Genomic DNA, 18,028 nt, shown 5'->3' on the forward strand with positions numbered 1-18,028 from the left:
GCATACTCCTGTTCAGCCATCTCGCAGAAAAACGAGCAAGACGGCAGTGCTTCATTGCGGCGGACGGGGCCATCCGGGATGTCTCGCAGGGAGCAACGCTCACCCGTCTTCCGGTTGCGGAACAGGTAGGCGCCTTCTCCGATTTCGTCCTGAACTTGGCACAGCGCCTCAAACTCGGCGGGGAAGTCCTCGCGGATCGCGCGGAAATACCCCTCGCCACCCTTCACGCACCCAATGCAATTGGCGTTGTCATAGCCCTTGCGATACATGAGCGGAAGTTCGATGCCGGCGCGCTGAATCATCGCCTTGCAGTCATCCTTGCCAAGCCCCTTTTCGATCAGCGGCGCAATGACTGGGCGGTCAGGATTGCGCTCGATGAAGTCTTCAAAGCGGTCCTGTTCTTCAGCCGTGTATCCGAAAACCATCACATCGCCGGGTTGCTTCCAGCCATCCAGAAGTTTCCGCTTCAATTCGCGCGAGCACGGCGCACCCGCAAGCCCCTTCATGAATTGCTTGCGTCGGAATACCTGGATGATGTCTGCGTCGAACTTCTGGTCGCGCAATACCGTGATGGTCCGGCCGAACCACCGTTCACAATCAGCTAGGAATCGGCGGTTGTCTTCGTGCTCGTTCTTCAGAAAGGCATTGACGATCTGCACGTCTTGTCCGGCGTACTCTACTAGGGCCAGCTTGGTAGCAACCGCCGACGCCGCGCCGCATGAGAATTGGCAAACGATCCTGCTCACGATGCATCCCTCTTGTCGCTCTCTGCCGCAGGGCGCAGATAGAGTGCAGTGGTTCCAACGCCGTTGTAGCGGTACAGACGAACGCCATCGAGAACTAGCAAAGGCGGCGTTAGTCGGGCAAGCGCGTCGTCAGGGATGTACGCCACCGCCCCCGCATCGGCATGCACCTGCTGAACGTTCGCAAGATTCTGGTACTGAGTTTTCCAGAAATGAATCGCCCGCTTTGCGTCGTCAAGTTTTACCAACAGGTCCGCCTCGCGCTCATCCTGCTGCGCCGATGCGCTATAGGGAGTCAGCGTGAAGTCACGCTTCCAGCCGGGCCACGTTTCGACAATCGCCTTTGCGCGTGCGAATGTGTCCGGCACCCCTGCGTCTACTTCCCCAGGCTGGCGAGGGAGGGCGAGTATGGCGCGGGCAATGTTCCTTGCATCGATGTAACCCCAGCCTGTACGCCCCATTCCAAGCGACGATTCGGCATGTTCAAGAATCGCGTCAATCTGCACATCCGTCAGCCCATCCCCCGCCGTTTGGCGTTGGGGGGCGGCGAGGATGGCGCGCAGTTCGGACGCGTGCAGATCAAGCCCTTGATTATCGGCGGTGTTCGCTGCCCACATCAGCGCGACTTGCTGCGCGCCCGTCAGCCCATCCCCCGCTGGGAGCCTGTCGGATAGCGCATCAGCAATAGCTGCCTCACGGCTCGCATCATTGGTCACGTATTGGCCTGTGCGATCCAGAAACGAGGCGATTGCTTCATGTGCAACAGCCTTAGCAAATCGAAGGTGGCGCGACCACCCAGGGCGTCCGCGGCCGTCTTTGCAAGCCTCGTCCCATAGCGTCTGCGCTCGCTCATCCGTCAGCGCCCCGCGCGCTTCGTTGTCGTTCGTCATGTTAAATCTCTTCAGTTCAGGGGGCGGGCAAGCTGCACCCGGGCGAATCTGGTCCACGGACAACCGGCGACTGTGTGATCGCCGGCGCCGCAATAGCAGCAGATGAAGGTGTTCATCGCAGCAGGCTCAGCAACGGCACGCCGACAACCAGAAAGAACATGCCGGCGGCGCAGATCATCACGAAGTCATCCATGTGCAGACTCCCTGTGGTTGGAGCGTGATCAGGCGGCGGTGGCCGGCTCGATCTTGGTAAAGGGGTACTTGGTAACCTCCGGCTTGATGAACTTGCCGAAGTGGGCGCCGATCGATTCAGCGCTCTTGAACGCATCGAACTCGGCGGCCGGGAAGTTGGCGTAGTGGTACAGGCTGCCGGCACCGGCCTTGCTCTTGAAGCGGATTGCCAGGGTGCTGGTCGCGGCGTCGTGGCCGATGCTGTGGATCTGCGACGACTCGACTTCCTGCATGGTGATTTGGGGCACGGTGGTTCCTTGTCAGTGAATGAAGCTGGGGAGGTAGGGGACTGCGAGGTTCAGCGCGCCAAGGACCAAGATCACTACGATGGTCCAGCGCTTCAGCGCCTTGTTCGCGCGCATATGGCGAATGGTTGGGTCGTCCATGTCGATCACGATTGCGACTCGCGGGCGGCGAGCATGGCGTCTGCGTACTCGTAGGCGAACTGCGCCAAGCGGGGAACCGCTTTCTTGCCGCAGTTCTCAGGGGCCTTGTGGGGCTGGCTGATCATTGCTGCCAGTGCCTTCGCCGCGAAGTAGTCGCGCAGGGTCATGCCTTCATGACCACGAACCACCTTTTCGTTTGGGTCGCACGTCCTGTGCACGTAATCGCCCTTTGCGAATGCTGGGCCGCCGGTCTCTTTCTTCTCGGTCATTGCGAGCACTCCATCGTTTCGACGATCAGCTTTGCCCAGCACTCGGCTCGGATCAGGCGCTCATCGCCGTTGTAGGGAAAGCGGTGCGGGCCGACTTGGAGAATGGTTTCCGTGACCTCGATTTCATTGGCGTCTTCGTCGTGGATGAAACCCACGCGAAGGAATCCGTCGAGGACCGCGCCATGCGGACCGTTAAATGGCGCGTCGAGGGTGAATGTGTGGCCGGTTCCGATCACGATTGCGCTCCAGCTTTGGCGAGGGCGGCATCGGCGGCGCGGATCTCGTCCGACTTGACTGCGTCCGATGCGAGAAGGCGCTCATGCGCGCGTTTTAGATTGGCGAGAGCCTGGACAAGCTCAGGCAGAAGGTTCTCGTGCGCGGCTTGTCTGGCTGCTGCTTGGTTGGTGTTCATCGCGCCACTCGCATTCGTTATCAACATGCACACATGTTAGCACACGCGTTAGCAAGTGCAAGGGGTGTTAGCACCCCTCGAACGGATTACTTAGAGGCAGCCGCGAATTCGTCCCAGGCGTTTTTGGGCGTGTAGCCGGCCTTGGCGTCGTGCTCGGGGATCCAGCGCCCGTAGTGCTTGATGATCATTTCGGTATCGACGTGGCCCATTTGCTGGGCGACCCAGAGCGGGTTTTCGCCCCTCGACAACAGCGTTGAGGCGAAGGTGTGCCGCGTCTGGTACGGGTTCCGGTACCGGACCTCGGCGTCCTTCAGGACGTGGGTCCAGCAGTTGACGCGGATCTGCTTGTCACCTGTCCAGGGCTTTCCGTTCCACGGGCAGGTAAAGACCCTGCCATGCGGCATTAGCGCCGACCACTGTTTCTGCGCCTCCAGCGCTGCTCGCGCGCTCGGCAGCATCATGACGTCCCGCGTGCCGGCGTCAGTCTTGGTCGTCTTCTCCGTGCGCACGACAACAGCCTGGCGCACACGGATTAGCGCGGCGTCGAAGTCGACGTCCGCCCACCGCAGGCCGATCAGTTCGGACGTGCGCAGACCGGACCAGAACGCGAACTGAAACAGGTTGCGCGCCGGCCCCTCGCAGGCCGCGAGGATAGCCGTGATCTCATCCAGCGAGAATGGGTCCACCTCATAGGTGGATTTTCGCTTCGTCCTCGTGAGGATCTTGTTAAGCGCCAAGCGGTCGAGCGGGTTCGCTTCGATCAACCCGTCATTCAGGGCGTCCTGAAGAACGCTGTGCAATGGGCTAATGACGTTGCGCGCTGTCTTGGCGGTGCAGTCCATGGCGCCGATCCAGGTGCGCAGGGCGGCTGGCGTAACCTCATCCACCGCCAACCGACCCCATTTCACCTTGAGGTTGTTGTCGACGATCTTGCGGTAGCCATGCAGCGTACTGGGGGACATGGCACCGCGCTCTACCGCTGCAGCGCAGTCCTTCATGAAATCGCCGAGGGCATCGAAAATCAGGCGCTTCTGTGTGCCCTTCGTCAGCGACTTCGCATGCTTGCTGTCGGGGAAGTACGACGCATAGTCGAAATCGCCGCGCGCGATGGCGTTCAAGATCTCGCCCCGTAGGCGGGAGGCGTATTTGAGGTTGGCTGGCGTCGCCTCCAACTTCAGGGACTCGCGGCGCTCAATGCCCCGGTATTGGAAGCGGACGCGGATCGTCGACCCCGTTGCGCCGTCCCGGACTTCGATACCTTCGTATTTGGCGTGCTGTTTGCCACCCATTCGTCTACCGCCTCTGTGTTGATCCAGATGCGGCCGTCTCCGGCCGTCTTCCACTCGCGCCCCTCGGCCCAAATACCCCCGCGGCGCTTGTGCATCACGGAGTCTCGGGTCTCGCCGGACATTTCGAGGTACTTCTCCAAGCGGACCCACTTCATACCGGCCCCCCGATCCAAGCAGCAGCCGGGTCGCGCCGCGGGGTCCAGTTGGCCGCCCACTTGGCGTGGGCATTCATGATCTCCGCGCGCGCGAGTTCAGCGACGTCCTTGTCCAGTTCGGCCCGACTTCTGCTTCTGCAGCCCATCGCGTACTTGGTGATTGGCCTTGGCATATCGGGCAGGGTGCCAAGAGCATACGCCGGCTGACCGTTTCGCCAGTCCGCGACGTATAGGCGACCTTCATCCCGCAACCTTTTGACGACGGCCATCGAGCCGCACAGACCGATATCGATTCCCCTGTCCAACTCGGGGCGCGTCAGACCGTGGGCTCCAGCCTTGGTAAAGGACTCGACGGCTGCCTGCAACAATCGATCAAGCTCTTCACCGATAGCCGCGCGCCGCCTGATTCGGTCAGCGCCATCGACTGTCTTGCCCGGCTCCGGACGTCTCCTCTTCGTCATGTCCTACTCCTCCAGATTCATGGCTTGCGCCACTTCTTGCTTGATGGCCAGGCGGACGGCAGTACCCCCGTGCCTGGCTCCCATCTCGTAACAGCGGTCGTGGTCGAGTCCCTTGCACTCGTCGGGCGCGACCGCGATATGCGCAGGGGCGTCGAGCGCTTCAAGAATCCTTTCTCGCTCCACAGCGTGCGCCGCTGCCATGGCATTGATCAATTCGGCCAACTGGCCTGTCATCTTGGAAAGAGTCGCGGCAATGTCCGCGCGTACGTACTCGACGCCGTCAGGCACTGGTGCGAGGCTGACTCCAGCGCCGCCGATGTAGATGCGCTCCTCGGCGGGGTTGTCGTCTACGGGCGCCGAATCGATCGCCACATTCAGGCAGTGCGCGATGTAGCGCGCGGCGGCGACCTTCTTGTCGATCGAGGCGAACTCACCTTCCACGGAAAGCCGGACATCCGGCAGCAGGCGGGCGTGCACGACGTCGCCGCGCTCGTCCGCCAGCCAGTGACCGGTTGCCAGGCTTTCCATGATCAGTGGCCGCAGTGCGGCGTTTCCTCGTCCACGATCTCTGCGCCGCAGCCGAGGCAGCGCTTCGCATGCGCGGCGTCGTCTTCGGACAGAGAGATGTCGGGGGTGATCCAATCGATCAGGTCAGGTTTGGCATCCATGGTGTTTCTCATTTGTGTGCGAATCGCACATGTGTTAGCCAATATGGCGAAGAACAAACGCGTAAGTGAGCAGAGCCAACACCAGACCATAGGCGCCGCCGGCGAGATACTGTCTGGCGCTATCGTTCACAGGTAGCCCCTCGACTCCATCCAACGGTCCTCGCGTATTGCGTCAGCGTGGTCGCAGCGATAGCCTTCCTCGCGAACACGCCACGCGCGCAGGGCAGCGTCCGCGAGCTCGTCGTCGTCCAGGTCATCGACGGACACCGGTTCGTCGGCATCGGCCTGTTTGACGATCTCGGCCTGATGGACAGAGAACGATTCAGGCTCGGGCGGCGAGGCGTTGCCCGAGTAGCCGGCGTAGTGGTAGCCGAGGACCGTTACGGTATGGCCGTCGAAAGGGAAGGTGAGTCGAGTGAGGTTCATGCCTGGCTCCTACAGCGGCAACTTGATCTGCCCGCGTTGGACGTGAGTTGCCAAGATCCGCAGGTAGCCGACTGCCTCCACCAGAAGAGCGGCAACATTCCCCGGCGGGATCTCGAAGGACTGTTCGATCACCAAAGGATGCGCTGCCTCCTGAGGCTTGGCGGCGACTTCAGGTGCACGCTCATCCAGCCACGCGCGCGGCACGTAGTAGACCGGCTGCTCGCCAGCGCCCGCGATGTTCTCCAAGGGGATGCTGTTCGCCATGCACAACTGCAGTTCCTTGGCCTTGTCATGCGGCGAGGACAACTTAAGCCGGGTGAGCGCCTCGCTGGGCGGGACGTGCGATTCCCCGCCGCGACGCGCGATGGCGCGCGGGCCGGTTGCAGCCCCTTTGCGCCAGACCATTACTGCCACCTTGCGCCGGCCGGTCGCGCCGTCGTACGTCTTTTCACCGGGTGCGTGAACGATCCCGGAGGTTTCCAGGTGGCGGAGTGCGTTGGTGATCATGGCTGGCTTGTGCTCCGGCATACGGTGGGCAAGCGCGCGCACATTGAAGTCCTGGGGAAGCTGTTCAAAGTGGTGCAACATGATGGCGCGCGCGCATTCGATGTACTCGGGCGTTCTTCTTTCCATGGTCTCTCTCTGTCAGGGGAGGGGATCAGGCGGCCTGCTTGTGAAGGGCGGCCTCAATGTGGCGCGTCAGTGCAGCACAGATGAGTTCGAAATCACCTTCGTGATACAGCTTGGCGGCCTTGTCCGTAGCTGCGTGCTTAAAGCCGAGGGTCGCTAGGCCCTCAGCAGTCAGCGCGATCGGCGCCAGGCGCTCATTGATCTGACCGAGGCGGAGCGTGGGGGCGCTGGTCGGAGCCGTGCTGGTAGACGCGATCCAAGGCGGGGTCGACTTACCAGTGTCGACGGCAGCGGCAGCCGGAGCGGCAGACGTCGAGATAGGAGTGGGCGCCCCACCAACGTTTCCCGCTGCTGCCTGCGCCGCCTCGTCCGCCTTGCGCTTTGCTTCCTTCTCGTCTTCCTGCCGCTTGTGCTCCGCAATCCGCGTCGTGACGGCCAGTTGAAAGTCCTCGGCCGGTTTCTGAATCAGCGTCTGTAGATCGCGGAACAGGAACGCATGCTCGGCTTGCGGCTTGTACCAATCCAACTTGGCGCGCAAATCCTTGGCGGCGGCATCGGCGGCGATCTTGCCGTTAGCCAGCGCAGTGTCGAGCTTGTCGTAAAGGCTGGCGATCGACTTCAAGCCCTTGATCGCGCCTACGAAGTCAGGTGCCTGGACAACGATGCTCACCTCGCGCAGTTCGGCATTCAGCGCGGCGACGTGGTCGACGTACTTCTGGCGGCGCTCCGCGACGGCGCTTTCTTTGATCTGCTTCTTGCGCTGCTCGACCAGCCTGTCGAGCGCGAGCCGCTTGTCGCGCAATTGCGCCTTGATGTGGTCGACTGTTCGCATCAGTTCGTCGATGCTTGCAGTCTGTGCGATGGCGGCGTTCTTCGCGAGTTCGAGACTATCCTCGGCCTCCTTGCAGAACTTGACGGTCGCGTCAGCCTGCGCGAAGTCCTCGTCCGTCTTTAGCTCGGTCTTGATGTTCGCGATGAACGTCTCAGCGGCAGACCGGAAGGCTGGCAGGTTGCTCGTGATGACTTCGCCGCGTATCTGAACAGCCAGCGCCGGCAGCGCCATGATCGCATCGGCCTTGGGCTTCTCGGGGATGTGGACGGGCACGTATTCGGCGAGGTCCCGTTCGAACTGCGCCCAGCCGGCAACGATGCGCTCTTGCCATGCCTGGTCGGGAAGGACCTCCATGTATTCCATGTTCTCGCCGGTGCCGTCGGAAACTGTGAAGATCACGCGATGGGCACCGTGCACAAGCATGATTTGCTGGCACTGAGGCTGGAATTCTTCCGGCAACACCTTGCCCCGCACCGAGGCGGCCAGCGCCTCGTTCCATTGCTTGTGCTCGAAGGCAGTTTCGTCGTCGAGCGTCAGTCCGTCACAAGACGCCGACAGCAGGCCGAGAGACCGCGTCACCGGGTACAAGTCCTGGCCGATGACTTCCTCGATGATCGGGCGAGCGAGCGCTTCGACCTCATGGCCGTAGTCCAGAATGTTCGTCTGTACCCAGTCGCTGAACTCCTGCGGGGTGCCCGTGTGCTTCATGTGAAGCAGTTCGTTACGCTTGACCTTCGTCGAAATGCCAAGCATGGCGGCGGCTTCGCTGGCGCCGAACTTCGTGAGTCGGAACTGCTTCCACTCATCCGATCCCTGGATCAAGGAATGCGTTTCGCGTTCAGTCATTTTCATGGCTCCAGGCGTCGATCGCGAGCTTTTGGCCTTCGGAGAGCTTCATCTTGGTCTCGATCATCGCGATGAGCTCGGACGGGCCCTTCTTCTTTTCAATGATCAGCTTTCGCCATTCCGGGGACTTGTTCTTAAAGTCCTCTTCGCTGCAAGGCGGGATAACCTTGCCTTCCGTCTTAGGAGCGTCGCCGCTGCCGGCGCTCTGCTCCGCCTTGTTGTCCATTACCGACTTCCAGGTGGCTTCGCCGTCCTTGATGGCGCCGTAGATGCCGCGCAGGTCAACAAGCTCGGTCGGCGAGCAGTTGTCGAGGGCGTGGCCGAGATAGGCAACCAGGTCGGAAGCCTTGACACCGATGCCGGCAAAGGCGTCGGCGATCTTCTTGCGCTCGGAATCGGGATCGCGGGCAGCTTCGTCCATGCGCACGGCCTTGATGATCTCCTCGGCCTCGTCCTGCATATCACCAGGGATGATGCGCAGGCCGAGGGTCCGAATGGCTTTGGAAATCTGGGCGGCCCGCTTGTTCAGCAGATCGTCGTCGTTGGCGGGGACGGTATAGGTCGCCTTGCCGTAGCTGTTTTTGCGCATGGAGATGAAGCTGCCATCGTCCATCGGCTTGGAACGCTCGACCGTCTTCGATACGCGTACGTCGAGCGGGTAGGTGAGGTTCGATTCGAGATCGGTGACCGAAACGCGGTGCACTTCCTTGCCGTCGTCCTCGAAGATCATGGTCGTCTCGACCAAGACGTTCGTCATGCAACGCAGCGCCACCTCGACGAACCGGATGCCCAGACCCTCCACCCCTTGGCCGATCGGCTTGCGGTAGTAGGCGCTCTTGTTGTGGGCGAACGACGGCCGGCGGCATTCGCGCAGGAGCGTCTGACGGACTTGGTCCCAGTCGCGCGGACGTTGCATGGCCATGACATAGCGGGCTTCGACCATTGCCTTTGCCTGTGCAGCAACGGCGGTCGAGGCGGTTTCGACCAGTGCATGGGTGGTGGATTGGGACCCGAATTCGTTACGGGTAGCCAGGGCGGTTCCTGTAGTCATCTTCTCCTCGCTGGTTGGTTGCTAACGTGCATGCACATACGTTAGCAAAAGAATAATGAGTGCGCAAGAGATATTCTGCGCCGCCGTGGTTGGGGCGGCGCCGGATTTCGTCAGTGGAGTTGGTTTATCGCGCTGCTGCGGGCGGTCAGCCAAGCCGCATGGCCCAGCGTTCCGAAGAAGCCGCAGTAGTGGCCTTTGAGGATGTAGAAGTCCAACGGCCCGTGGTCGATCGGAGCATCGACGAACGCAGCTCCGTTGATGAACTGGAACCTCTTCATGAAAGATTCGAGAATCAGGCCGATGTAGCTGCTATCGGGCTTGCGCGAGGTGTTAGCGCTGAGGAACGCCAAGTAGGCGAGCGCCATAGTGCGACCCTTCTCGTAACCGGCAAAGTAGTCGCCTTCAAGCGGGAGGCACCAGAAGCGGTAAGGGGAATTGACGTCGACGAAGGGGAGGGACAGGAATTCGGTCGGCGCTCGCATCTTCCGCGGCGCCGGCGCTGCCTGAACTTCGTAACGGCCAGTCTTGCGAATCGCGGGCAAGACTTCAGCCGTGACCCATTTACGGAATTGGCGGGCCTCGGGCTTGCGGCTGCGGAGGACGAGAGCGTAGAGGCCGGATTCGTTGATGATCGTGACTCGCTGATCACCGCCCAGGGTACTCACATTGTGAGTACCCTTTTCGTCGGCGTCTAAGATGCGTACGGCATTGAAGGCGTCTCGGTAGTCGAGCACCGTGCAGACATCCGAAGCGACGAACCAAGGAGATTCTTCGATCATGACGACCCGAACGTCGTGTCCCTCGTGGAAGCGGAAAGATAGTGTCGACATGTCACGCTCCCTGGCCAATAGAGCGGGAGCGGGGTGCCGTAGCAGCCGGCTGCTGGGAAAGACGCTTGGTATGTTCGATGTCAAACCTGGCTTCGCGAGCGCATTCGATAGCGCGGAAGAGGTCGAACTGATTGCGCGAGGGTGGGCGACGAGTCGATGCGTGCATGGCATTTCCTTGAGTGCGGTCTGTTACCGCCCTCCCGACGCCAATCGGGGTGGCGGACCGAACGAGGTTGGCGTGCCGGACTCAAGGAACCGGTGGGCCTTTCGGCCCCCTCGCCCGGCCCGCCATAGGGTGCCAAGCGTACGCAAACAAAAAAGCCGCGTGCTGATGCGGCGCGGCTTGTTGCGCCTTGAGAATTCCGGGACGCCAATCCCGAATCGCTGTTGTCTCAGCGATGAGCAAAGGTTAGCCACGAGGCGCACACGTGTCAAGCAGCATTTTATGCTAACACGTTAGCAACACGAAACGCAATTGCCCTCATCGTAGAATGTTGCAGCTAGGGAGATAAGAACATGCTGACCTTTTTGTTCTTTGCGGCGGGATTGGGGCTTTTGCTGATCTGCGCATGGGCGCTTTTCAGGAAGCGGGTGCGGTCAAGCGCAGTGATACTGGGATTTTGCGCGGGCCTGATAGTGACCGCCGTCGGAGGTGGGCTAATTGCGTCCAGCCTGTCCGGTGACAACGGTGTCGAAGCAGCGAGGCGAGCCGAAAAGGCAGCGCAACTCGCCGCCGACGAGGCAGCATGTAAAGAGAACCCCAATTGCTGGGGCGCTCGTTTCATCGAGCAAGCCAGCGTGCCGTGTTCGCAAGCGATCGAACGCTATTCGAAGTTTAGTTTCCGATGGAAGGACACACCGACGGAAACGCGTTTTCCACGAGCTGCCTGGGAGGATGAGCCGGCTGGACGGATCGCATTCATTGGGGACCGCATTCAATTTCAAAACGGCTTCGGGGCCTACCAGGACATGAAGTACATCTGCTCCTACGATATACAGGGCGATCGCGTCATCAGTGCGCGGGTGTATGAGGGGCGCCTTTAATCATGGATGGCACCACCCAAGCCTTCGTCACCGAGATCGTGTCCCGCCGGATCGCCGAGAACTGGCTCTACTGGCTGCTGTTCCTGGCATCTTCATTCCTTGCAGCTTTCGCCGGGGCATACATCAAACGTCGCGCGGAGAACCTTGCGACACGTGATGATTTCGAAGAGCTGAAGCGGCAACTGCACCAGACGACAAGGCTGACCGAGGAGATCAAGACTGAGATTGGTCATTCCGAGTGGAAGGCTAGGGAAGTGAATGCGCTCTTACGTACCAAATTGGAGGAATTCACGGAAAACCTATGGTCTTCAAGTACTGCCTTATCCATGTATCTCCGCAAGGCATCAATCGGTGAAGCTAAAGGAGTTGATACCCCCGAAATGACCCGACTCCGCGCGCTTTCTGACCTGTATTTTTCAGAGTTTTCGGAAGCGTTGGAGGCGTACGACAAGCACTGCCGAGAAACCTATATCTGGGGAATGATTCGGAGCATTGAACATGGCAAGCTAAAGGGGCCTGAGAATTACGAGAAGAGTTGCGCGGCGGTAGCAATCACGATGAAGGGGTTCGAGGAACGAGTTCCAGTGCACGATGCCCTCAGAAACGCGCTTGGTACGTTAGCTGCGAAGCGAATGCAGTCCCTCCTTGAGGAGGGGCGCATCAAGACTAAGTCGCTCTCCTAGCAAGTTCCAAGCAGACACCTACCACGCGCTGGCACTCCGCCACATCAAAATGCCCGATGTGGCATTCGTCGACGCTGGCGATGCCAAGTTGCCCGGCCAGCCACTTGTAAGCCTCCGTCCGCGTCATGTGCCCGCTCTACCAGATCGGGTTGAAGACCTGTTTTGCCTGGCCGCGCGCTTCCCGCGTCGGCCCATCGGCCAGCGTCCCGAGCGGAATGTTCGTGAACGGGTGTAGACCGACGTACGCGCCGCAAAGTCGGTTGCCACACAGGAATGCCCATGGCCATTCCCCGAACGGCTTGCCGTATATCTCGCTGTTGTTGACGATCGAGACACGGGCGCCGCAGTACGGGCAGTGCGTCGGTACGGGAAGCGGGCTTTTGACGCGAGCGACCGCTTTCGGGCAGGGGTTCGAGGGCGAGAGGGCTGTCATATGGTCTTTTTCCGTGCTCGGTATGCCTTGGTCAGACCGAAATCAACAGCATGTCCCCGGCTACGAATGATCTTCGCGAGTCGTACGCGCGCGACGTGACTGGACGTCGCCTGCCTGGACAGCCCTAGATAGCTGTTTGCTGCAGCGAAGACATCGCTATCGGGCATCTGCGCTAGCCGTTGCTTGCCGACATTCATCGTCCGTGGCCGCGTATGCCGCGCCCATGGCCTGATCACTTGACCGACAAAGTCGATGCCGCGGTCGATTGGTTGCAGGATCGTCTTGGACGGATTCAAGCGGGCGTTAAGCCGTGCCGGCAGGAATGCTTCGATGTCAGAGAGTGCAGCGTTTAGCCATTGCGGAGACTCATGCAGCAATACGAAGTCGTCCACGTACCTGATGTAGTGGCGAGCGCCGATTCCATGCTTCACGTGCTGATCTAGGACGTCAAGGTAGACGTTCGCAAAGAACTGGCTACTGAGATTGCCGATCGGTAACCCGAGATGCGCGGGTTGCTCCATCAGCCGTTTGTGCGGCGGCACCAGATTCAGCATTGCTGGGTCGCCTCGGTAGGCGAAGTCTTCCCGTGGATCGTGCATCAGCACGATCTCGGTCAACGCGCGCCAGAATGGCTCGGAGATCTTCGCGAACAGCAACTCGCGCAAGACGCGCTTGTCTATGCTGACGAAGAAGTTGGCGAGGTCGCACTTCAGGTAGAACGCGGGCCGTGACCAGTTCTGCGTGATCGATCGCACCTTTCCTTCGAGCCGCTTTGCGGCGTACAGCGTGCCGCGCCCTTTGATGCAGGCGCAAGTGTCGGCGATGAAAGATCGCTCGAACCGAGGTCCGATGCGGTTGTACAGGAGGTGGTGAACGATACGGTCGCGGAATTCTGCTGCCCACACCTCGCGCGGCTTCGGTCGCGTGATGACGAAGCACTTCGACCGGCCCGGAATGTATCCGCCGCCGGACAGTTCGTCGTATAGGCTGCGTAGATTGCTCTCCAGATTGAATTCGAAGGCGAGAGCACTCGAACTGCTGCGCTTCGTGCGCCGGCAGTCGAGATAGGCTTCGACAAGCTCGATGAAAGAAAAGGGGGCGCTTTCGTTCCAACCTGCGGACGGCTCGGGCGCGCAACTCGTTGTTCTGGTTGTTGTTGTTCTGGTTGCCGTTGTTGAAGTTCTGATACCAAGCCCAGCCGGAATGTTCGTGCTATCTACGTCGCCCGTCCGATTGCTCAGTCGGGAAACTGCGCCGGACCTCATCGCACTCTGGCGACCGGTTTCCGTTGTGCGCATGGCGGTGGCCTCGTGAGCCAGCGGCACGACCAGGTTGAAAGATCGCTCAGTCATGACGGCCTTGACCTCCATGAAGCGGGCGATTTGCGAACTTTTTCCAGCCGTTGGCCTGTTTCCCAATCCCGGTGGTTAGCTCGATCGCGTTGGCATACCCCTGCCTCGAGATCAGTCGCTTGTCCATACAAAGGCGCAGAAGCAATTCGATCACCTGGAGGCGTTCAAGCAATTCTTCCAGGTGTGGCGACTTGTCGGTTGCCACGTTGGCACGGAACACCAGCGTCATGATCTCAATGCACTCGACGTTGATCTTCTCGCCGATGTTGCGTTTGAAATCGCGGGCCATGTTCTTGACCAAATCGGTGACAACATCCAAAAGACTGTATGCCGCCTTGTAGATCGGAAGTTGGGTGTGCAGAGCCACGGCGGTTCAAATGGTTAAATTACTGAAGGAATAAACCTGCGGACGGCTCGGGCGCGCAACTCGAGGCCCTGGAAGTTGCGGTTCTGGAAGCCGTCGTCGAAGTACTGATACCAAGCCCAGCCGGAGTTGCCGGCGCGAATCTCTCCAGACCAGTAGGCGCCTTCCTCGAACTCGCTCTTGAGATTTGCGAACAACAGCGCTTGTTCGCGGCGAGTCGGCAGGCCGCCAAGTTGCTCGTCAGCCCATTTGCAGGCATCAGGCCAACTCACGTCTTCTGCTTCTCCAGGCAGGAGGATTAGGTGATGGCTGAACGCGCCGCTCTCGTCGAGAGCGATGCCGGCATATCGTTCGCCAGGGTTGAGTTTGATGGTGGTGCCGCCGATAACAAACTCGCTGGCGGCCTGCTTCTCGAATGCCGAGATCATGTCGCCGAGTCTGGCGTGCTCGGTCTTGATTGCGTCAAGCGTGATCGTCATTTCTGGACTCCTTGTGAAATGGATGAAGGGTTAAATGGGCAACCTGCGGACGGCTCGGGCGCGCAACTCGTGGTTCTGGCTGCGGCTGTGCTGGCCGCCGTAGCCGAAGCCCTGATACCAAGCCCAGCCGGATTCGCGGTGGTGGACCTCATTGCTCCAGTACCAATCCTTCTGGAACTGGTCGCGGAAGTTGGCCCACAGCATGGTCTGCTCGACGCGGGTAGGGAGGTCGCCGCCGATCGACTTAGCCCATTCCATCTGGGCTTGCCACGTCGCATCTTCGCTATCGCCAGCAAGCAGGATGAGGTGGTAGAAGTCGCCATTGGCGTCGCCGATGGCACCGACGTAGATTTCGCCTTCGGAAAGCGGCGGGCGTTGAATTTGCTGCATGCGTTTCTCCTTGCGTGAAAGAAAAGGCGACGCCCGCGGGGGGAGTAGGGCGCCGCAAAAAGGGGGGTGGGGTTAGAAGCGGTACTTGAGCATCAGCGTGCTGGTGCTCTTCCAGATCGCGAACTGCGGGTCGTTGCGGGTCTTGTTGAAGTAGTGCATCAGGGCAAGGCTGAAGCCGTTGCGGCCAATCGAGACGCCGACAACCGGCGCAAATTGGATCGTCGACGGCGACGAGGCGGTCAGCGTCTGACCTTGACAAGCCTTGCAGGGCGGCACGTCGTAAATCGTCGCGTGCCAAGTCGGGCGATACACGTATGCGCCGGCTTCGACACCAAAGCGCCAACCGTTGAACGTGTAGGTCGGCTCCAGCGTCAACTTTGCGCCGATCGAATGTCCGTTCGCTACGTACCGACTCATGTGGTAGCACTCACCTACACATGACTTGGTTTGCGCGCTGTAATTGCTGTCAAGCGGCGTCGCCCACGCGTCGGAATGGACATTCCCCAGGTAGACGCCGCCAACGTGCCAATCCAGCCCCCACCGACCGCGCGTAACAAACGTGTCGGTCAGACCGATTTCGACGGCCGGGGCGCGCAGTTCCAGCTTGTGCGCGAAACCATCTTGATACCAAGTACCATCGCCGCGCGTGGTGTACTGCGCGACCCCGGCGCCGATCTCGAAATCCACGGCCTGAACCGTCGTGGTGGACGCGATGAGGCTCGCGAGGACCGCAAGAATGAGACCTTTTTTCACGTCGTCTTCTCCTAGGTGTCTCAGGGATTGATCTGCTCGGCCCTGAAGGCCGCTACGTCTTGCACAGCTGTGCGCATGGCCTCGTCGACCAGGCGCAGCACTTCGGCGCTGTCCTTGCGCGCCCACGCGGCCACGATGGCCGGGACAGTGGTCGCCGCGCCCTGGAACTCGTCAGCGATAGTCTGGATTGCCGCCGCGTCGCCCTTGGCCAACTGGACGTTGATCAGGTGCACCTCGTCCTCGGTCTGCTCGGCGTAGAACCGGTCGACAGCCTGATTGGCTGCGAAAGCGCGGTCTGCTGCTGCTTCGAAGTGGTTGTCGGTTCGGTTCATGGCTTATCTGTTTGCTAACGTATGTGCACACTGTAGCAAACGGATAACATGTGTGCAAGAACATTAGCAAAAGAAATCACAAGGTGATCAGTCCCGCTCTCGCGAAGTACGGGTCGAGTTCGTCAAAGAAACGCGCCGTCACGGCCTGCATTGCCGATTTCACGGTCGGCTCGTACCGCTGGATGGTCCGCTTGTGGACGCCGATTTTCTCGGCGATGCGTTCGCAGGACATGCAGCGCGCTTGGCCGAATTCGATGTGCCGACGCATCAACAGAAACCGCATGCGGTTGTTACGGATGCCGGTGGAGGTCGCGAGATGGTTGTCCAGGACGTGGTTCCCGGCCTTCCGTTCTCTGTCCTCCCACGAGTAGGCAGCCCATCCATAGGCGCTGAGCAGTTCCGGCAAGCCTTCTACGTGGCCACGAATCATGGCCGCCTGGGCGTGCTGGTCCTGAATGGTTAGATCGCCGTCGGCGCTCTTGTTTGTCGCGCTGGCGCCGGCCATTGCGCGCTGGGCGTCTGACACCTTGCAGATCGGTTGTTGGGGCAGGGCATAGGCCCAGCGCAGTACGGCATCCGTGTCCCGAAAAGCCTTCATGTTCTCTCCCGGTCGTTGTATTGGCGTTCAGCGGGCGCCGTAAAGTTGCTGAATAGTCCAGGCGAGGCAGTCGAGTTCACTCAACTTCATCACTTCCCACATGCGGCGCTGCCCGTGGATTCCGTTGAAGCTGCCTTGATGGCAGTCTTTGCACAGTGGGATCACGCAGAAATTCGGGCTCTTGCGGCCCGGCGTTCGACCTTCGAGGATGTGGTGTGCGTCGCTGGGCCCGGCTGCACCGCAGACGGAGCAATCCATATTCTTGACGCGATCGATGTGCCGCGACTCGGCTTTCGTGGCGGTTTTGCTCATGCGGCCTCCCACCGGAGTTTTCCCTGAGTGGGGTGCATGTCGACTCGGGGCCGGCTTGGGCAATTCCATGAGCCGCCAGCAGTCTCCGCAACTACGCGCCAGCCAGCTGCGCGCAGCGATGCACCACCTTCCTCGGGGAGGGTGTAAGTGATCAACTTGCGATACCCCAGAGCACGCGCCGCGCGCCAAGCGGCTGCATAGAGCTTCGAGCAGGCATTGCGAGTTCCGTCTGTGCAGACCCGGTTCACTTCCAAGGTCCAGCCATCGTCGAGTGCGCGCGCGACCGGCCGCCCCACCATGGCCACGCCCACTACGCGCGCCGTGTCTGCCACCGCAACGCAGAACTTGGTGCCGGTGACCGGCTTGTGGTGGCGGTGGTTCGCCGCGACGAATTCATTCGCCTCGGCGAAGCTGATCGGGACGATGCGCAGGCTCATCGCTCGAACTCCGCGAGCACTGCCTCGACCGCCTCCTCGGCCGCGCCAGGCTTCAGCGCTGGCCAGAGGTAGCGCTGCGCGTGCGGCGTGCGGAGGAAGGCGACGGCCGCCTGGTGAAAGTCACGCATGTCGTCGTCTTCCAGCTTCGCGTACGAGATCGAGCGCGGTACCGGAAAAACGCCACCCTTCGGCCCCGGCATCCAGTCGACGTGCCCGGCGCCGAGCTTCAGCCACAGGCGGAACTGTTCGAAGTCGGTGATGCGCTCCTGCGCTTCGAACACGCGCTGCTCCAGCGCCATATGAAAGCGATGGAATGGGCCGCTGCGCGCCTTGTGCGTGACGATTTCGACGATCTCGCCGGGCTCCATGTTGAACAGCCCGTTGACGAAACGCCGCCATTGCTTCTTGCCCTTCTCGCCGAGGCCGTCCACCGCGCCGAATAGGACACGGCGCGCGGCCTCTCGATCCGGCTGCGAGATCTCGGCCGTCGGCATGCGCACGAGGGTGATTTCACTCATGGCGCTTACTCGACGCGCGGCGCCTTAGCGCTGTTGCTGCGCCATTCGTGGCGTTCGTCCGGCTGTCTGATGTCGTAGCGTTCAACCTCACCGCTTGCATCAGACTTCGCCGTTTCAGCGAAGCCTCGCACCATCCAGCCAACGATGATGCCGATGGTGAACGTAGCAACGAGCGCCGCGATTACTACATGCAGTGCATCCATGACTCTCCTTA

29 protein-coding genes and 1 pseudogene are annotated in these 18,028 nt (G+C 60.6%); 2 read left to right on the forward strand and 28 right to left on the reverse strand.

Annotation, left to right across the window (positions count from 1 at the left end):
* The 16 genes from ABDB81_RS05045 to ABDB81_RS05120 form a co-directional block, all read right to left on the reverse strand.
* Positions 1-659 (reverse strand): hypothetical protein (locus ABDB81_RS05045; protein ID WP_346810037.1); only part of this gene is annotated, 659 nt, incomplete at its 3' end.
* A gap of 83 nt (positions 660-742) precedes the next feature.
* Positions 743-1,633 (reverse strand): hypothetical protein, encoded by an 891-nt coding sequence (locus tag ABDB81_RS05050; protein ID WP_346810038.1) that lies wholly within the window; start codon positions 1,631-1,633, stop codon positions 743-745.
* A 221-nt stretch (positions 1,634-1,854) separates the two neighbouring features.
* Positions 1,855-2,097: a KTSC domain-containing protein gene (locus ABDB81_RS05055; RefSeq protein WP_346810284.1), complete on the reverse strand. Its 243-nt coding sequence runs from the start codon at positions 2,095-2,097 to the stop codon at positions 1,855-1,857.
* Positions 2,098-2,124: 27 nt separating this feature from the next.
* On the reverse strand, positions 2,125-2,250 hold the full coding sequence (locus ABDB81_RS05060) for a hypothetical protein (protein ID WP_346810040.1): 126 nt from the start codon (positions 2,248-2,250) through the stop codon (positions 2,125-2,127).
* 5 nt (positions 2,251-2,255) lie between these two features.
* The gene (locus ABDB81_RS05065) at positions 2,256-2,519 is read right to left on the reverse strand and encodes a hypothetical protein (protein WP_346810042.1); all 264 of its coding nucleotides are present in this window, start codon (positions 2,517-2,519) and stop codon (positions 2,256-2,258) included.
* On the reverse strand, positions 2,516-2,755 hold the full coding sequence (locus ABDB81_RS05070; RefSeq protein ID WP_346810044.1) for a hypothetical protein: 240 nt from the start codon (positions 2,753-2,755) through the stop codon (positions 2,516-2,518). Before ABDB81_RS05070 ends, ABDB81_RS05065 begins: the two co-directional genes overlap by 4 nt.
* On the reverse strand, positions 2,752-2,931 hold the full coding sequence (locus ABDB81_RS05075; protein ID WP_346810045.1) for a hypothetical protein: 180 nt from the start codon (positions 2,929-2,931) through the stop codon (positions 2,752-2,754). Before ABDB81_RS05075 ends, ABDB81_RS05070 begins: the two co-directional genes overlap by 4 nt.
* Positions 2,932-3,017: 86 nt before the next feature.
* Positions 3,018-4,220 carry a site-specific integrase gene (locus ABDB81_RS05080; RefSeq protein ID WP_346810047.1) on the reverse strand — a complete coding sequence of 401 codons (1,203 nt, stop codon included), beginning with the start codon at positions 4,218-4,220 and terminating at the stop codon, positions 3,018-3,020.
* Between the two features lie 151 nt (positions 4,221-4,371).
* Positions 4,372-4,836 carry a hypothetical protein gene (locus ABDB81_RS05085; protein ID WP_346810049.1) on the reverse strand — a complete coding sequence of 155 codons (465 nt, stop codon included), beginning with the start codon at positions 4,834-4,836 and terminating at the stop codon, positions 4,372-4,374.
* A 3-nt stretch (positions 4,837-4,839) separates the two neighbouring features.
* Positions 4,840-5,364, reverse strand: coding sequence for a hypothetical protein (locus ABDB81_RS05090; RefSeq protein ID WP_346810050.1), 525 nt, complete (start codon positions 5,362-5,364; stop codon positions 4,840-4,842).
* Positions 5,365-5,366: 2 nt separating this feature from the next.
* Positions 5,367-5,504 carry a hypothetical protein gene (locus ABDB81_RS05095; RefSeq protein ID WP_346810052.1) on the reverse strand — a complete coding sequence of 46 codons (138 nt, stop codon included), beginning with the start codon at positions 5,502-5,504 and terminating at the stop codon, positions 5,367-5,369.
* Between the two features lie 126 nt (positions 5,505-5,630).
* Positions 5,631-5,930, reverse strand: a complete 300-nt coding sequence (locus ABDB81_RS05100; protein WP_346810053.1) for a hypothetical protein — start codon at positions 5,928-5,930, stop codon at positions 5,631-5,633.
* A gap of 9 nt (positions 5,931-5,939) precedes the next feature.
* Positions 5,940-6,563, reverse strand: coding sequence for a hypothetical protein (locus ABDB81_RS05105; protein WP_346810055.1), 624 nt, complete (start codon positions 6,561-6,563; stop codon positions 5,940-5,942).
* A 25-nt stretch (positions 6,564-6,588) separates the two neighbouring features.
* Positions 6,589-8,244, reverse strand: a complete 1,656-nt coding sequence (locus ABDB81_RS05110; RefSeq protein WP_346810057.1) for a YqaJ viral recombinase family protein — start codon at positions 8,242-8,244, stop codon at positions 6,589-6,591.
* Positions 8,231-9,289: a hypothetical protein gene (locus ABDB81_RS05115; protein WP_346810058.1), complete on the reverse strand. Its 1,059-nt coding sequence runs from the start codon at positions 9,287-9,289 to the stop codon at positions 8,231-8,233. Before ABDB81_RS05115 ends, ABDB81_RS05110 begins: the two co-directional genes overlap by 14 nt.
* A 110-nt stretch (positions 9,290-9,399) precedes the next feature.
* Positions 9,400-10,119 carry a Bro-N domain-containing protein gene (locus ABDB81_RS05120; protein ID WP_346810060.1) on the reverse strand — a complete coding sequence of 240 codons (720 nt, stop codon included), beginning with the start codon at positions 10,117-10,119 and terminating at the stop codon, positions 9,400-9,402.
* 516 nt (positions 10,120-10,635) lie between these two features.
* Here ABDB81_RS05120 and ABDB81_RS05125 point away from each other — a divergent pair.
* Complete coding sequence (locus ABDB81_RS05125) at positions 10,636-11,163, forward strand: hypothetical protein (RefSeq protein WP_346810062.1); 528 nt, start codon at positions 10,636-10,638, stop codon at positions 11,161-11,163.
* 2 nt (positions 11,164-11,165) lie between these two features.
* Complete coding sequence (locus ABDB81_RS05130; protein ID WP_346810063.1) at positions 11,166-11,846, forward strand: hypothetical protein; 681 nt, start codon at positions 11,166-11,168, stop codon at positions 11,844-11,846.
* Here ABDB81_RS05130 and ABDB81_RS05135 read toward each other — a convergent pair.
* The 12 genes and pseudogenes from ABDB81_RS05135 to ABDB81_RS05190 all read right to left on the reverse strand — a co-directional run bounded on the left by ABDB81_RS05135 (position 11,830) and on the right by ABDB81_RS05190 (position 18,017).
* A pseudogene (locus ABDB81_RS05135) lies at positions 11,830-12,279 on the reverse strand (zinc-finger-containing protein). The gene ABDB81_RS05130 and the pseudogene ABDB81_RS05135 overlap by 17 nt on opposite strands.
* Positions 12,276-13,286, reverse strand: a complete 1,011-nt coding sequence (locus tag ABDB81_RS05140; protein ID WP_346810287.1) for an RNA-directed DNA polymerase — start codon at positions 13,284-13,286, stop codon at positions 12,276-12,278. Before ABDB81_RS05140 ends, ABDB81_RS05135 begins: the two are co-directional and overlap by 4 nt.
* 337 nt (positions 13,287-13,623) lie before the next feature.
* On the reverse strand, positions 13,624-13,998 hold the full coding sequence (locus ABDB81_RS05145) for a four helix bundle protein (protein ID WP_346810065.1): 375 nt from the start codon (positions 13,996-13,998) through the stop codon (positions 13,624-13,626).
* 14 nt (positions 13,999-14,012) lie between these two features.
* Positions 14,013-14,474: a DUF1566 domain-containing protein gene (locus ABDB81_RS05150; RefSeq protein ID WP_346810067.1), complete on the reverse strand. Its 462-nt coding sequence runs from the start codon at positions 14,472-14,474 to the stop codon at positions 14,013-14,015.
* Between the two features lie 30 nt (positions 14,475-14,504).
* The gene (locus ABDB81_RS05155; RefSeq protein WP_346810069.1) at positions 14,505-14,864 is read right to left on the reverse strand and encodes a DUF1566 domain-containing protein; all 360 of its coding nucleotides are present in this window, start codon (positions 14,862-14,864) and stop codon (positions 14,505-14,507) included.
* Between the two features lie 72 nt (positions 14,865-14,936).
* Positions 14,937-15,617 carry a hypothetical protein gene (locus tag ABDB81_RS05160; RefSeq protein ID WP_346810070.1) on the reverse strand — a complete coding sequence of 227 codons (681 nt, stop codon included), beginning with the start codon at positions 15,615-15,617 and terminating at the stop codon, positions 14,937-14,939.
* Between the two features lie 20 nt (positions 15,618-15,637).
* Entirely contained in the window at positions 15,638-15,949 is a 312-nt protein-coding gene (locus ABDB81_RS05165; protein WP_346810072.1) for a hypothetical protein, read from the reverse strand.
* A 76-nt stretch (positions 15,950-16,025) separates the two neighbouring features.
* Entirely contained in the window at positions 16,026-16,547 is a 522-nt protein-coding gene (locus ABDB81_RS05170; protein WP_346810073.1) for a hypothetical protein, read from the reverse strand.
* 27 nt (positions 16,548-16,574) lie between these two features.
* Positions 16,575-16,859 carry a hypothetical protein gene (locus ABDB81_RS05175; RefSeq protein ID WP_346810075.1) on the reverse strand — a complete coding sequence of 95 codons (285 nt, stop codon included), beginning with the start codon at positions 16,857-16,859 and terminating at the stop codon, positions 16,575-16,577.
* The gene (locus ABDB81_RS05180; protein ID WP_346810077.1) at positions 16,856-17,296 is read right to left on the reverse strand and encodes an XF1762 family protein; all 441 of its coding nucleotides are present in this window, start codon (positions 17,294-17,296) and stop codon (positions 16,856-16,858) included. The genes ABDB81_RS05175 and ABDB81_RS05180 overlap by 4 nt, the downstream gene beginning before the upstream one ends.
* Positions 17,293-17,814 carry a DUF1367 family protein gene (locus ABDB81_RS05185; protein WP_346810079.1) on the reverse strand — a complete coding sequence of 174 codons (522 nt, stop codon included), beginning with the start codon at positions 17,812-17,814 and terminating at the stop codon, positions 17,293-17,295. The genes ABDB81_RS05180 and ABDB81_RS05185 overlap by 4 nt, the downstream gene beginning before the upstream one ends.
* A gap of 5 nt (positions 17,815-17,819) precedes the next feature.
* The gene (locus tag ABDB81_RS05190; RefSeq protein WP_346810080.1) at positions 17,820-18,017 is read right to left on the reverse strand and encodes a hypothetical protein; all 198 of its coding nucleotides are present in this window, start codon (positions 18,015-18,017) and stop codon (positions 17,820-17,822) included.
* Positions 18,018-18,028: the final 11 nt, after the last annotated feature.

The organism is Cupriavidus sp. DL-D2 (genome assembly GCF_039710735.1).
In the GTDB taxonomy this organism is placed as follows: domain Bacteria; phylum Pseudomonadota; class Gammaproteobacteria; order Burkholderiales; family Burkholderiaceae; genus Cupriavidus.